Annotated in this window: 12 protein-coding genes and 1 other annotated feature; of the genes, 9 read left to right on the top strand and 3 right to left on the bottom strand. The window is 31.9% G+C overall.

The window, feature by feature from the left end:
* Positions 1 to 3 precede the first annotated feature (3 nt).
* The 3 genes from clpB (at position 4) to TCEL_RS07280 (ending at position 4,864) form a co-directional block, all read left to right on the top strand.
* Positions 4 to 2,595, top strand: coding sequence for an ATP-dependent chaperone ClpB (gene clpB / locus TCEL_RS07290; RefSeq protein WP_018662663.1), 2,592 nt, complete (start codon positions 4 to 6; stop codon positions 2,593 to 2,595).
* 120 nt (positions 2,596 to 2,715) lie between these two features.
* Complete coding sequence (locus TCEL_RS07285) at positions 2,716 to 3,117, top strand: 4Fe-4S binding protein (protein WP_018662661.1); 402 nt, start codon at positions 2,716 to 2,718, stop codon at positions 3,115 to 3,117.
* 1 nt (position 3,118) lies between these two features.
* A complete protein-coding gene (locus TCEL_RS07280; RefSeq protein ID WP_018662659.1) occupies positions 3,119 to 4,864 on the top strand; it encodes an aldehyde ferredoxin oxidoreductase N-terminal domain-containing protein in 1,746 nt (581 codons plus the stop codon).
* A 38-nt stretch (positions 4,865 to 4,902) separates the two neighbouring features.
* Here the strand turns inward: TCEL_RS07280 and TCEL_RS07275 are convergent, their stop codons facing one another.
* Genes TCEL_RS07275 through TCEL_RS07265 form a run of 3 tightly spaced genes read right to left on the bottom strand, consistent with a single transcriptional unit; the run spans position 4,903 to position 7,516 of the window.
* The gene (locus tag TCEL_RS07275; RefSeq protein ID WP_018662657.1) at positions 4,903 to 5,700 is read right to left on the bottom strand and encodes an ABC transporter permease; all 798 of its coding nucleotides are present in this window, start codon (positions 5,698 to 5,700) and stop codon (positions 4,903 to 4,905) included.
* Positions 5,690 to 6,457 (bottom strand): ABC transporter ATP-binding protein, encoded by a 768-nt coding sequence (locus TCEL_RS07270; protein ID WP_018662655.1) that lies wholly within the window; start codon positions 6,455 to 6,457, stop codon positions 5,690 to 5,692. Before TCEL_RS07270 ends, TCEL_RS07275 begins: the two co-directional genes overlap by 11 nt.
* 48 nt (positions 6,458 to 6,505) lie before the next feature.
* Positions 6,506 to 7,516 (bottom strand): ABC transporter substrate-binding protein, encoded by a 1,011-nt coding sequence (locus TCEL_RS07265; protein ID WP_018662653.1) that lies wholly within the window; start codon positions 7,514 to 7,516, stop codon positions 6,506 to 6,508.
* A 141-nt stretch (positions 7,517 to 7,657) separates the two neighbouring features.
* On the opposite strand from TCEL_RS07265, the gene TCEL_RS07260 reads away from it, so the two are divergent.
* The 6 genes from TCEL_RS07260 to TCEL_RS07240 all read left to right on the top strand — a co-directional run bounded on the left by TCEL_RS07260 (position 7,658) and on the right by TCEL_RS07240 (position 14,041).
* The gene (locus tag TCEL_RS07260; RefSeq protein WP_018662646.1) at positions 7,658 to 8,146 is read left to right on the top strand and encodes a hypothetical protein; all 489 of its coding nucleotides are present in this window, start codon (positions 7,658 to 7,660) and stop codon (positions 8,144 to 8,146) included.
* A gap of 53 nt (positions 8,147 to 8,199) precedes the next feature.
* Positions 8,200 to 8,406: a binding site (T-box leader), on the top strand.
* Positions 8,407 to 8,439: 33 nt separating this feature from the next.
* Positions 8,440 to 8,592 carry a hypothetical protein gene (locus tag TCEL_RS13490; protein ID WP_018662644.1) on the top strand — a complete coding sequence of 51 codons (153 nt, stop codon included), beginning with the start codon at positions 8,440 to 8,442 and terminating at the stop codon, positions 8,590 to 8,592.
* A 21-nt stretch (positions 8,593 to 8,613) separates the two neighbouring features.
* A complete protein-coding gene (locus TCEL_RS07255) occupies positions 8,614 to 11,265 on the top strand; it encodes a valine--tRNA ligase (RefSeq protein WP_018662642.1) in 2,652 nt (883 codons plus the stop codon).
* A gap of 134 nt (positions 11,266 to 11,399) precedes the next feature.
* A complete protein-coding gene (locus tag TCEL_RS07250; RefSeq protein ID WP_018662640.1) occupies positions 11,400 to 12,317 on the top strand; it encodes a patatin-like phospholipase family protein in 918 nt (305 codons plus the stop codon).
* A gap of 165 nt (positions 12,318 to 12,482) precedes the next feature.
* Positions 12,483 to 13,775, top strand: coding sequence for a bifunctional folylpolyglutamate synthase/dihydrofolate synthase (locus TCEL_RS07245; protein ID WP_018662638.1), 1,293 nt, complete (start codon positions 12,483 to 12,485; stop codon positions 13,773 to 13,775).
* A 74-nt stretch (positions 13,776 to 13,849) separates the two neighbouring features.
* Positions 13,850 to 14,041 carry a hypothetical protein gene (locus TCEL_RS07240; RefSeq protein ID WP_018662636.1) on the top strand — a complete coding sequence of 64 codons (192 nt, stop codon included), beginning with the start codon at positions 13,850 to 13,852 and terminating at the stop codon, positions 14,039 to 14,041.
* The last annotated feature ends 10 nt before the right edge of the window (positions 14,042 to 14,051 follow it).

Below are 14,051 nucleotides of genomic sequence, written 5' to 3'. Positions count from 1 at the left end.
ACTATGGACATAAATAAGATGACTCTTAAGGTTCAAGAGGCATTAAACTCATCTCAACAAATTGCAATTTCTTTTAAACATCAGCAGGTAGATATAGAGCATTTAACCCTTGCACTTATAAAACAAGAGGATGGGCTTATTCCAAATTTAATCGAAAGAATGGGAATTAACATTAATAAATTACAAAAGGAAGTAGAAAATTATCTAGACAGACTCCCTAAAGTTTATGGGCAGGGAGCTGATTCAGGCTATGTTTATGCAACAAGAAGATTAGAGGAACTTCTATTAAATGCCGAAAAGATAATGAAACAGATGAACGACCTTTATATTAGTGTAGAGCATATTTTTTTAGCTTTACTTGATATGGAACATCCGGTAAAGAAAATTTTAGTTCAAAATGGAGTTGAAAAGGAAAAGTTTTTAAAGGTGTTAATGGATGCAAGGGGTGGGCAAAGGGTTGAGACAAATGACCCTGAAGGAACCTATGATGCTTTAAAAAGATATGGAAGAGATTTAACCGAAGAAGCAAGGAAAAACAAGCTAGATCCTGTTATAGGACGAGATGATGAGATAAGAAGAGTAATAATGATTTTATCAAGGAAAACAAAAAATAATCCTGTGTTAATAGGAGATCCAGGTGTAGGAAAAACTGCAATAGTAGAAGGACTAGCTCAAAGAATAGTTAAAGGAGATGTTCCAGAAGGACTAAAGGATAAGAAAATTTTTTCATTAGATTTAGGAGCATTAATTGCTGGGGCAAAATATAGAGGAGAATTTGAGGAAAGATTAAAGGCAGTATTAAAGGAAATACAGAGAAGTGAAGGGAAAGTTATACTTTTCATAGATGAAATACATACAATTGTTGGTGCAGGAAAGGCTGAAGGTGCAGTGGATGCTGGAAATTTAATTAAACCTATGCTTGCAAGAGGAGAACTTCACTGCATTGGAGCTACTACATTTGATGAATATAGACAGTATATTGAAAAGGATAAGGCTCTAGAGAGAAGATTTCAACCTGTCTATGTAGATGAACCAAGTGTAGAGGATACTATAGCAATATTAAGGGGACTTAAGGAAAGATTTGAAATACATCATGGAATAAGAATACATGATAGTGCATTAGTTTCAGCTGCAAAACTATCAAAACGATATATAACAGATAGGTTCTTACCTGATAAGGCAATAGACTTAGTAGATGAAGCATGTGCAATGATAAGAACACAAATAGAGAGTGTTCCCTATGAACTTGATGAAGTAAAAAGAAGGATTTTACAGCTTGAAATTGAAAAACAGGCGCTATCAGGTGAAAATGATGAATTATCAATAGTTAGATTACAGGAAGTAGAAAAAGAAATAGCAAATTTAAAGGAAAAGGAAAAAGAATTAAATGCAAGGTATAGTAAAGAGAAGGAAGAGCTCAGTAGAATAAGAAATATAAAAGAAGAGATAGACAACTTAAAAGCTCAGATGCAGCAAGCTGAAAAGGATTATGATTTAAATAAACTTGCAGAAATAAAATATGGTAAACTTCCACAGCTTGAATCAGAGCTTAAAAATTTAGAAGAAAAAATGAAAAGTTCAAATCTGCTTCTAAAGGAAGAAGTTACAGAAGAGGAAATATGTGAAATTGTATCTAGATGGACGCATATACCTGTTTCTAAACTTGTTGAGGGAGAAAGAGAAAAGTTATTAAACTTAGAAAAAAGTATTAAAGAAAGGGTAATAGGACAGGATGAAGCAGTGGATGTTGTAGTAAGTTCGGTTTTAAGAGCCAGAGCAGGTATAAAAGATCCAAAACGTCCTATAGGATCTTTTATATTCTTAGGACCTACAGGAGTAGGAAAAACTGAGCTTGCAAAAACATTAGCAAGGGAACTATTTGATACAGAAGATAATATGATTAGAATAGATATGTCAGAGTATATGGAAAAATTTTCAGTTTCAAGATTAATTGGAGCTCCTCCAGGATATGTAGGTTATGAACAGGGAGGACAATTAACAGAAGCTGTTAGAAGAAAACCATATAGCGTTATTTTATTTGATGAAATAGAAAAGGCAAACGAAGAAGTGTTTGATATATTTTTGCAGCTACTAGACGAAGGTAGATTGACAGATAGTAAAGGACATGTTGTTGATTTTAAAAATACCATTATAATAATGACATCAAATTTAGCAAGTGATGTAATACAGGCAGGACTTGAATCAAATAAGGATTTAGATGAAATATATAAAGATGTTCAAAATGTATTAAAAGTTAGGTTTAGGCCTGAATTTTTAAATAGAGTAGATGATATTGTTATATTTAGACCACTCTCTGAAGAATCTGTTGTAAAGATAATAAAGGTGTTTGTTAAGGAAATTCAAGAAAGACTAACTGAAAAGAATATAAAACTTAATATAGAACCTAGTGCATTAAAACATATCGCAAAAATAGGATATGATCCTATATATGGTGCAAGACCTTTAAAGAGATTTATTCAAAAGTATATTGAAACAGAGCTTGCAAAAATGATTTTATCAGGTAAAATTAGTGAGGGAAATGAAGTTATAATTAAGGAAAATCAAGGACAACTTGAGTACATGATAAAAAGTTAACAAACTATTAACAAATTATTTAACGATTTGTGATATAATAACAATGTTCTTAATGCAAGTTTAAATATTAACAATTTCATATTGAACCTTATTTATTTAATATAAAATGGAGGTGTAACAATGGCTAAAGTATTAAAGGTAGCAGATAGAAGAAGATGTATTGGCTGCTTATCATGTCGTCAAGCCTGTGCAAGACTAAGGGGAGAATTTTCAATTGCAAATTCAGCAATAGAGGTTAAAACTTCTGGGGGTTATACTGGAGAATTTGTTATAAATATATGTCGTGGATGTGAAGAGCCAGCATGCATGGAGGCATGTAAGTTTGGTGCATTAACTAAAAGAAATGGTGGAGGAGTAATATTCCATAAGGATAAGTGTACAAAATGTGGTGCTTGTGGAGTAGCTTGTGCAGTTAATGCAATAAGATTTGATGAAGAAGGATATCCAATAATCTGTACGCATTGCGGATACTGTACAAAATATTGTCCACATAGATGTATTACAACGAAGGAGGTTTTATAATATGCTAGCAAGAGATTATATTAATGTTTTATATATAGACTTAGACAAGCAAGAGTATAGATATGAACAAAGAAAGGACCTTGTAAAATACTTAGGTGGTACAGGTCTTGCAGCAAAGCTTCTTGATGAAAACATAAAGCCAGAGCTTGATCCATTAGATCCAGCACAACCTATGATTTATGCTATAGGACCTCTTTCATTTGTAATGCCAGTTTGTACTAAGGCAGTTGCAACATTCTATTCTCCACATACAAAGGAATATGGAGAAAGCCATGCAGGTGGAAGATTTGCAATGGCTATGAGATTTGCCGGTATAGATGCTATGGTTATTACTGGTAAATCAGCTCATCCTCAATATCTTCTTATTGATGATGGCGTACAATTTAGAGATGCAAGAGCAATGTGGGGATTATCTGTTGAAGAAACAGGTAAGATTTTAAGACAAACAACACATGGAAGTGGTGTTAGAAGCTCAATAAGAATAGGACGTTCAGGTGAAAATCTTGTAACTTATGCAGGAGTAAATGTTGATACATATAGACACTTCGGAAGACTAGGTCTTGGTGCTGTAATGGGTTCAAAGAACTTAAAGGCAATAGTTGTAATAGGAAATAACACAGTAGATATACCACAAGAATTAAAGGTTAAGTACAGAAAGGTTTATGATAAGATATATGATAGAGTATTAAATACAGATTTAATGAAGAAGTATCATGAACTTGGTACACCAGTTAACGTTATTCCATTAAATGAAATGCATTCACTACCATCATTTAACCTTCAAAAGAATAAAATTGACTTTGCTGAAGATATATCAGGTGAAAAATTTGCTGAAGATAACCTTGTAAGAAAGGTTGCATGTGCAGGATGTCCTATAGGATGTATACACATAGGTCAAGTTAGAAGAGAATTTGATGCAGGATATGAATATGAAACAATAAATGTTTCATACGACCATGAGCTTATATTTGCACTAGGAACTTTCCTAGGAATTAGATCAACAGATGAGATACTTGAGTTAATTGATGTTGTTGAAAGCGAAGGATTAGACGCTATTTCAACAGGTGTTGTTCTTGGATGGGCTACAGAGGCATATAAGAGAGGATATGTTTCATTAGAAGAAACACTTGTACCATTCGAATTTGGTATAGTACAAAACTACATTGCAGCTGTTAAGTATATATCAACTAGAAAGAACAAGTTCTACGAAGACTTAGGAAAAGGTGTAGTTCATGCATCTAAGATTTATGGTGGAGCAGATTTTGCTTGTCATTTAGGTGGAAATGAAATGGCAGGATACCATACAGGTTATGGAAATGTAGTTGGATTTGCTGTAGGTTCAAGACACTCACACCTTGACAATGGTGGATACTCAATAGACCAATCAAAACCAAAGGAAGAGGACATCGTTAAGAAAGTATACGATGAAGAACTAGAAAGAAACATTTTAACAAGCTTAGTAATTTGTCTATTTGCAAGAAAAGTATATACAAGAGACATAGTGCTTGAGGCATTAGATGCAGTAGGAATTAGTATGACTAATGAAGAACTAACTAAGTTTGCAAAGGATGTACAAAGATTAAAGTATCAAATTAAGGCTAAGTTAGGTTATAGCTTAGATAGTATTAAAATACCAGAAAGATTCTTCCAAACAAAGACTCTAAATGGTGTTCTAAGCAGTGAAAAGGCACATGAAATGGTTAAAGAATACAAGAAGTTAATAGATGAACTTATGAATGAACAATAATAAATAAGCTTATGAGAAGGTTTTGCCTTCTCATAAGCTTATTTTATTAGTTTTTGTTCTATTCGGTTTACTATTGCATACATGATATATGCTACTATAGAAAGTATTATTATACTTAGCATAACCATGTCAAGTTGAGCAACTTGCCCACCAAATACTATCAAAAATCCTAGACCTTCTTTTGCAACCAAAAATTCTCCAACTATTACACCAACCCACGAGAGTCCAACGTTTATTTTAAGTGTTGATACTATAGTAGGAAAACTGCTAGGTAGAACAACATATTTTAAAATTTGGTATTTGTTTGCACCAAATGTTTTTACAAGCTTTATCATATCTTCATCAACATTATTAAATCCAGTTAGTACAGAGATTATAGTTACAATAAGAGATATAGTAAGGGCAATTATAATTATTGCAGGCTGTCCGTTTCCTATCCAAAATATTAAAATTGGTCCAAGGGCTATTTTAGGAAGTGCATTTAAAACTACAAGATATGGTTCTAAAACTTTATTTGTAAAGTCGGATAGCCACAATATTATTGCTATTAAGGTACCTATTATTGTTCCAAGTGTAAAACCTATTATGGTTTCTATGCAGGTTACATATGTGTGTCTAATTAAATTTCCTTCCTGCATTAATTTAATAAACGTTTTAAAAATTCTTGAAGGTTGACTTACAAGAAAAGGATCAACTATATTAAGTCTAGCGGTTAATTCCCATTGAGCTATGAATATAACCAATATTAATATTCTTGTAATTGTAATAAGCATATTTTTATGCTTGATTTTAGATATATATTCTAGGTGTTCCTTTGAAGGAGTATTAGTATTCATTTTTATCCAACTCCTTCCATATTAAATTGAAGTAGTCTTTAAATTCAGGAGCATTTCTAGATAGTAGAGGTGTTTTATTATTAACAGATAGTTTAATGTCTATAATTGTTTTAATCCTTGCTGGCCTTGAACTTAATACAATGACCCTATCTGCCAAAGATATGGCTTCTGCTATGTCATGAGTTACCATTACTGCTGTTTTTCCTTCAGCTTTTATTATTTTATATATCTCATCAGCAACTAATAGCCTTGTATGATAGTCTAATGCAGAAAAAGGTTCATCTAAAAGAAGTATTTCAGGATTTAATACCAATGTTCTAATTAAAGCTACTCTTTGCCTCATTCCTCCAGAGAGCTGTCTAGGATAGTAGTTTTTAAAACTTGCAAGGCCATATTTTTCAATTAAAATATTTGCATAATTTAAATTTTCTTTAGTTAATTCTTTTCTAATTTCAAGGCCTAGGGTGATATTTTTAAATATAGTTCTCCATTCAAACAGTGTATCTTTTTGAAACATATATCCTATCTTATTACAAGGATAGGATATCTTTTCTCCATCAAGATAAATCTCACCATAAGATGGATTAATTAGACCTGCTATTATAGAGAGTATAGTAGATTTTCCACAACCTGATGGACCAACTATTACAACAAATTCTCCATCTTTTATATTAAAGCTGATGTCTTCCACGGCCTTTGTTTCTGTTTCGATTGTCTGGTATATCATTGAAATATTTTTTAAAACAAGCTTATCCATATAGATCACTCTCGCTTTATACAATTTGAGAAGTAATCGCATATGCGATTACTTCTCTAGAGACTTCTTAGCAAATTCTGTTGTAACAATATCTTTATAAGGAGGACGTTTTGGGATTAGGCTTGGATTGTAGGATTGTATTATATCCATTAGTCTTGAAAGAGCATCTTCACTTAAGATTGGAGTTTTAGCCCATGTATCCTGTTGTTTATACCTTTCTACAACTTTTGTTAAGACTTCAATATCAGAACCAGGGAAGAAATCCTTTACAGCTTCAGCTATTTCCCTTGATGAATGACTTTCTGTCCATAGCATTCCCTTATAAATTGCATTTGTAAACTTTTGAATTATTTCAGGATTCTCATTTATATATGATTTTGTTGCAAAGAAGCAGGTATATGGAATTTCACCAGAAGCTTTACCAATTGAAGCGACAACATATCCACCATTTTCCTTTTCAAGCATACTAGCTGTTGGTTCAAATAGTGCTACATAATCGCCTGTTCCAGATTTAAAGGCCTGAGCTGTTGCTGTAAAAGCAATATTTGTAATTATATTTACATCTTTACCTGGAGTTAAGCCATGATTTCTTAAAACATATTCAAGAGTCATTTCAGGAACTCCACCTGGACGACCACCTATTATTGTTTTACCTTTTAAGTTTTCCCAAGCAAAATCAGTCTCATTTACCCTTGATACTAAGAAGGATCCATCTCTTTTGGTTAGTTGAGCAAATAAAATAGCATAATCTTCTCTTCCTTGATTATAGAGATATATTACCTGTTCAGGACCACAAAAACCTATATCGGCATTTTTAGATAGAACCTGTTGCATTGTTTTATCAGCACCTTGCCCTGTTGAAAGTTCAATCTCAAGTCCTTCTTCTTTAAAGAAACCTTGGCTTATAGCAACATACATTGGAGCATAGAAAATAGAACGAACAACTTCATTTAAACGTACCTTAATGAGATCTTTTTTGGGCTGTTCTTTACAGCCTGAAAAAATAGTTAATGATAACACAAATATAGTAAAGATAGCAAGTGCTTTTTTAAACCTCATATATCCAACTCCTTTTTTTAATATCAGTTTATATTATGTAGTTAAGAGAATTTTAGTTACTACTTTTTAAATGTGTTAAACTTGATTTATTAGTTAAAAAATGTAATAATTATATAAAGATAATTTATAAGAGGTGAGGGTATGAGAAGGAATGCACTTTCTACATTTATTGCGGCACTTATACCTGGAGTAGGATATATGTATTTAGGTCTTTATAAAAAGGGGCTTGAGGCACTAGCACTGTTTTTACTTGTAAAGCCTGTGTTTTCAATTGTAGGTTTAGGTGCTATAGGGGCATTGTTGCAGTTTTTTATATGGATATATGCCTTTGTTGATACATTTAAAATCGCATCATTAATGGATTCAGGAAGAGAGATTTATGATGATACTTTTATATTGGGAAATTTTTACTCTAGAGATATATATGGAAATAGAAAAAATATAGATTCAAAATATCTTATAAACTTATTAGCAATATTATTAATTTTAGTAGGTGTTTTTTCTATAATTAATAAGGCATTTGCAACAAATGAGCTATATATAATGATAAAATCATTTGTTAAAATGTATTTTATACCTGTTGTTATGGTATTAGGAGGTCTATACCTTTTACTTCAAAATAAAAGATAAATATGTTGACAAGGAAGTTTTTTATAATATAATTATAAATAAAAGTTAATATCTAACAGGCTGTGAAGAAGAGGAGTAGGTAGTGTCACCTAAAAGAGAGGAAGGCCCATAGGCTGAGAGGTCTTCTTAGGTTAAGCGCTATCGAAGGTAGCTTCGGAGCCTTTCATCTGAAGTAAAGTAGGATGAAACGGGTAACCGTTATCTAAATGAGTGCTGCAAAGTGCAGAATTAAGGTGGTACCGCGGTCCTTCGCCCTTAGTGTGCGAAGGACTTTTATATTTGGAGGTGTTTTAGTGGGATTTATATTAGCGGTAATTGGAGGTTTTATAACTTACGGTTCAAATAAGCTAATAAAAATATTAAATATCTCAGAGGATAAAGAATTAATTGTTAAAACCATAGGTCTTATTACTGCAGTTGCGGATGTTTTAAAATTATGGGTATAATATGACAAAGGAGGTAAAGCTATGGATGAAAATAAGAATATAGCAAAAAACTATGACCCAAAGGAATTTGAAGAAAGATTATATAATGAATGGCTTCAAAATGGATACTTTACTCCTAAGGTAGACAAAACAAAAAAACCTTTTACAATTGTAATGCCACCTCCAAACATAACAGGTCAACTTCATATGGGGCATGCATTAGATAATACACTTCAAGATGTATTAATAAGATGGAAGAGAATGCAAGGCTATGAAGCACTTTGGCTTCCAGGTGAAGACCATGCAAGTATTGCAACAGAAGTAAAAGTAGAAGGGGAACTTGCTAAAAAGGGAATATACAAAAAAGAAATAGGTAGAGAAGAGTTTTTAAAACATGTTTGGGATTGGACACATACATATAGAGAAAGAATTAAGAAACAATTACAGAAACTAGGAGCTTCTTGTGACTGGACACGTGAAAGATTTACTATGGATGAAGGATTAAATAGAGCAGTTAGAGAAGTTTTCGTAAGACTGTATAAAAAAGGGCTTATATACAGAGGTAATAGAATAATTAACTGGTGCCCAAGATGTATGACAGCTCTTTCAGATGCAGAAATTGAATATCAAGAAAAACAAGGCAATCTATGGCATATTAAATATCCTGTTAAAGATAGTAATGAATATATAGTTATTGCAACAACAAGACCAGAAACAATGCTTGGTGATGTTGCAGTTGCAGTAAATCCAAATGATGAAAGATATAAGCATTTAATAGGAAAAACTTTAATTCTTCCACTTGTAAATAGAGAAATACCTGTAATTGCTGATGAGTATGTTGAAATGGAATTTGGAACTGGAGCAGTAAAGATTACTCCAGCCCATGACCCAAATGACTTTGAGGTTGGTCAAAGACACAATCTTGAGCAAATTGTTGTAATGAATGATAATGGAACTATGAATGAACTTGCTGGTAAATATGCTGGACTTGATAGATATGAAGCAAGAAAGCAAATAGTAAACGATTTACAAGAGTTAGGCCTTCTTGTTAAGATAGAGGAACACAACCATAATGTTGGTGCACATGACAGATGTGGAACAACAGTTGAACCACTTTTATCAAAACAATGGTTTGTAAAGATGAAACCACTTGCTGAGCCAGCAATTGAGGCTGTTAAAAATGGAGAAGTTGAATTTGTTCCAGAAAGGTTTGCAAAGGTTTATTTTAATTGGATGGAAAATATACAAGACTGGTGTATTTCAAGACAGCTTTGGTGGGGACACAGAATACCTGTATGGTACTGTGAAGATTGTGGAGAAATAATAGTTGAATCTGAAGATCCATCAGTATGTACAAAATGTAATTCAAATAATTTAAAACAGGATGAAGATGTTTTAGATACTTGGTTTAGCTCAGCACTATGGCCTTTCTCAACGTTAGGATGGCCAGATAAAACAGAGGATTTAGAATACTTCTTCCCAACAGATGTATTAGTTACAGGATATGATATAATCTTCTTCTGGGTTGCAAGAATGATATTCTCAGCAATTAATGAAATGGGAAGCGTACCATTTAAGCATGTACTTGTACATGGAATAGTTAGAGATTCACAGGGAAGAAAGATGTCAAAATCCCTTGGAAATGGTATAGACCCACTTGAAATAATAGATAAATACGGTGCAGATGCATTAAGATTTACTCTTGTTACAGGAAACTCACCAGGAAATGATATGAGATTTTATATGGAAAGAGTAGAAGCCTCAAGAAACTTTGCAAATAAGATTTGGAATGCTTCAAGATTTATGCTTATGAACTATGATGAGGAGCTTGTAAATAGATATAAGAGTGAAGCAAATAACATAAGAAATACTGCTGATAGATGGATATTAAGCAGAATAAATGAAGTGGCAAAGGAAGTTACAGAAAATCTAAATAAATTTGAACTTGGTATTGCAGCACAAAAAATATATGACTTTATCTGGTCAGAACTTTGCGATTGGTATATAGAACTTGTAAAGCCAAGATTATATGGCGATGACGAAAAGTCAAAGGCTGCAGCACAAATTACACTAATTGAAGTTTTAAAGGACAGCTTAAAGCTTCTACATCCATTTATGCCATTTATAACAGAGGAGATTTACAAGCACATAACTGATGAAACACCATCAATAACTATAGCTAAATGGCCAGAATACAGAGAAGACAGAAATTATCAAGAAGATATGAAATCAATGGAATATGTAATTGATGCCATAAGAGCAGTAAGAAATATTAGAGCTGAAATGAATGTTCCAAACTCAAGAAGAGCAAAAATAATGTTAATACCATCAAATGAAGCAGCAAAGAGGGCATTCCAAGATGGTGCAGTTTACTTTGAAAAACTTGCCTTTGCATCAGAGGTAGTATTTATAGATGAAAATGATATACCAAAGGACGCTGTATCTCAAGTTACAGAAGGAGCACAAATATATATGCCTCTTGAGGATTTAATAGACAAACAGAAGGAAATAGAAAGACTAACTAAAGAAAAGGAAAAGCTTGAGAAGGAAGTAGAAAGAGCAGAGGGCAAGCTAAATAATCCAAACTTTGTAGCAAAGGCACCTCAGAAGCTTGTTGATGAAGAAAGGGAAAAACTTGCAAAGTATAAGGAAATGCTTGATAAGGTTATAGAAAGACTTAATGCACTTAAGTAATAGTAGATTAAACGTAAGTAGTGTAGGTATATACACTGCTTACGTTTTTATTTTTAATGTTATTTTGATATTTAGGTTAAAAAATTAGTTAAAATCATATTATAATACTGTAATCAATCTATGGAATGATTTGGATGTATATAGATGCTGTATTTGAGGGTGGAGGAGTAAAGGGGATTGCCTTTTTAGGAGCTATCAAATGTTTAGAGGAGAGAGGATATAAATTCAACAAAGTTGCAGGTACATCAGCAGGTGCAATTGTAGCCTCTTTAATTGCAGCAGGTTATAGTGCAGATGAATTAAAACAGATTCTTTTTAAATTTGATTTTACAAAATTTCAAGATAAAGATTTAGTTCAATCATTGCCCTTAATAGGAGGAATACTTGGACTTGTTGTAAGTAAAGGAATATATTCAGGGGATAAATTTGAAGGATGGTTAAAATGTCTTTTAGAGAAAAAGGGTAGAGTTAAGTTTAAAGATTTCATAAAAAATGATGAACCCATGCTTAAAATAATTGCATCAGATATCACTAAAAAGGATTTAGTTATACTTCCAGATGATTTAAAGGAATATGGTATAGACCCTTTAGAATTTGAAGTTTCAAAGGCAGTACGTATGAGTATGAGTATACCACTATACTTTAAGCCAGTTAAACTTAAGGTAAAAGAAGAGACGCATTATATAGTTGATGGGGGAATTTTAAGCAATTTCCCTGTTTGGATATTTGACGTTGAAGGAATTCCACGTTGGCCAACCTTTGGATTTAAATTGCAGGATCCAGCACCAAAACCTAAAAAGGATTATATATCCTTGAAGGAATATATAATGGATATTGTAAATACTATGCTTGAGGAAAATGAACTGAGGTATATAAAAAATAAGGATTTTATAAGAACTATACTAATTCCAACTCTTGGAGTAAATACTACTGATTTTTCAATATCCAATACTATGAAACAAAAGCTCTATATGTCTGGGTATAACTCAGCAAAAAAATTCCTTGAGACATGGAACTTTGATGAATATGTAAGAAAATATAGAATGAAATAGAGTTTTATAAAACAGCCTATAGGTTGTAGATAGAGATTAATAGTCTAAGTTTTATTTAAGTCCCATGAAAGAATTTTGATTCTTCATGGGACTTAAATACAATTTATTAAACATTTTCTTTTTTATGGTATAATCTTTATATAGTATTTATACAGAGGTGATAATATGGACTATAGAGAGGCTTTAAATTACATAGAGAGTATTGGTAAATTTGGAATGAATTTTGGTCTTAAAAGAATTAAGAGGATGTGTGAACTTTTGGGAAATCCACAGCATAAATTGAAGATAATCCATGTAGGTGGTACAAATGGTAAAGGTTCAACAGTAACATTTATTTCTAACATACTAATTAAGGAAGGCTATAAGGTGGGTGTTTATACATCACCTCATTTAGAACGTTTCACAGAGAGAATAAAAATAAATGATGTAGAGATATCAGAGGAAGATGTAGCAAGATTAATTGAAGAGATAAAGGAGATAATTGATATTGTTATAGCTGAAGGATATGATCATCCAACTGAATTTGAAATAGTTACTGCGTGTGCCTTTAAATATTTTTATGAAAAAGCGGTAGATTTTGTGGTTTTAGAGGTGGGCTTAGGTGGAAGATTGGATGCAACAAATGTAGTAGATCCAATAGTTTCTATAATTACATCTATAAGTTTTGATCATATGAACATTTTAGGTGATACAATTGAAAAAATAGCTAGTGAAAAGGCAGGTATAATTAAAGAGGGAAAGCCTTTAGTGTTATACCCTCAAGATAAAGGGGCTAAGGAAGTTATATTAAAAAAAGCAGATGAAATGAATTCTAAAGTATATCTAGTTGAGGATGTAGAATATATTATAAAGTCTAATACTTTAGATGGTATTGTATTTGATGTAGTAATAATGGATAAATTCTATAAGAATTTAATGATCAAAATGCTTAATAAATATCAGGTATTAAATGCTATAACATCTTTGCTTACAATTGAAGTTTTAAAAAGTTTAGGATATAAAGTGTCAGATATTTCAATTTATGAAGGATTAAAAGAGTCAACATGGCCGGGAAGATTTGAAGTGATAAATAAAGATCCTTACATTGTTTTAGATGGAGGGCATAACATTCAAGGTATTAAAGAGCTTAAAAATGGAATTAAAGAATATTTTGGTGGGAAAAAAGTAAAAATAGTATTTGGTGTTTTAAAAGATAAAGATTATATAAGTATGGTTGACGAATTAATAGAAGTTTGCAATGATTTTATAACTGTAACTCCAGTGAGTCCTAGAGCACTTGATGCAGAGGAATTAAAGGAATTTATAAAGAATAAGGGTAAAAATGCAAAAGCCTTTAATGATATTGATAATGCAATAGAGCATGTATTAAATGATAAGGATTGTGATGTAGTAGTATTTTGTGGATCATTATATATGATTGGAAAAATAAGAAGTAAGCTAAAGCATATGTTAGCTTAATTAATTAAAATATATTTTAAAGATAATTTTGTCTGAATATAATGTAGTAAAGCAATTAGGATTAGGAGGAAAAATTGAATATTGATATTAAAGAAAAAGTTAGATTGGCTTGTCAGATATATTATTTTGCAATTAAAAATGAGGATAAAATACCCAAGGAACTTGTTAATGTTGCGAAGATTGTATGTAATAATACGATTAAAACTGCTAAGGCATTAAACGTTAATTTAAGAAATGATGAACTTGCTGATAAAATATTAAAATAGAAGTAGCCCT

This window comes from Thermobrachium celere DSM 8682, from assembly GCF_000430995.1.
Classification (GTDB): domain Bacteria; phylum Bacillota; class Clostridia; order Clostridiales; family Caloramatoraceae; genus Thermobrachium; species Thermobrachium celere.
The sequence above is the reverse complement of the archived record's forward strand: the minus strand, read 5'-3'. Positions and strand labels throughout refer to the sequence as shown.

Bases quoted from the DNA above. Each gene is read 5' to 3' on its own strand.
- TCEL_RS07255 (WP_018662642.1), top strand. From the start codon at position 8,614: ATGGATGAAAATAAGAATATAGCAAAAAACTATGACCCAAAGGAATTT.
- TCEL_RS07280 (WP_018662659.1), top strand. From the start codon at position 3,119: ATGCTAGCAAGAGATTATATTAATGTTTTATATATAGACTTAGACAAG.
- TCEL_RS07260 (WP_018662646.1), top strand. From the start codon at position 7,658: ATGAGAAGGAATGCACTTTCTACATTTATTGCGGCACTTATACCTGGA.
- TCEL_RS07245 (WP_018662638.1), top strand. From the start codon at position 12,483: ATGGACTATAGAGAGGCTTTAAATTACATAGAGAGTATTGGTAAATTT.
- TCEL_RS07275 (WP_018662657.1), bottom strand. From the start codon at position 5,700: ATGAATACTAATACTCCTTCAAAGGAACACCTAGAATATATATCTAAA.
- TCEL_RS07250 (WP_018662640.1), top strand. From the start codon at position 11,400: ATGTATATAGATGCTGTATTTGAGGGTGGAGGAGTAAAGGGGATTGCC.
- clpB (WP_018662663.1), top strand. From the start codon at position 4: ATGGACATAAATAAGATGACTCTTAAGGTTCAAGAGGCATTAAACTCA.
- TCEL_RS07270 (WP_018662655.1), bottom strand. From the start codon at position 6,457: ATGGATAAGCTTGTTTTAAAAAATATTTCAATGATATACCAGACAATC.
- TCEL_RS07285 (WP_018662661.1), top strand. From the start codon at position 2,716: ATGGCTAAAGTATTAAAGGTAGCAGATAGAAGAAGATGTATTGGCTGC.
- TCEL_RS07265 (WP_018662653.1), bottom strand. From the start codon at position 7,516: ATGAGGTTTAAAAAAGCACTTGCTATCTTTACTATATTTGTGTTATCA.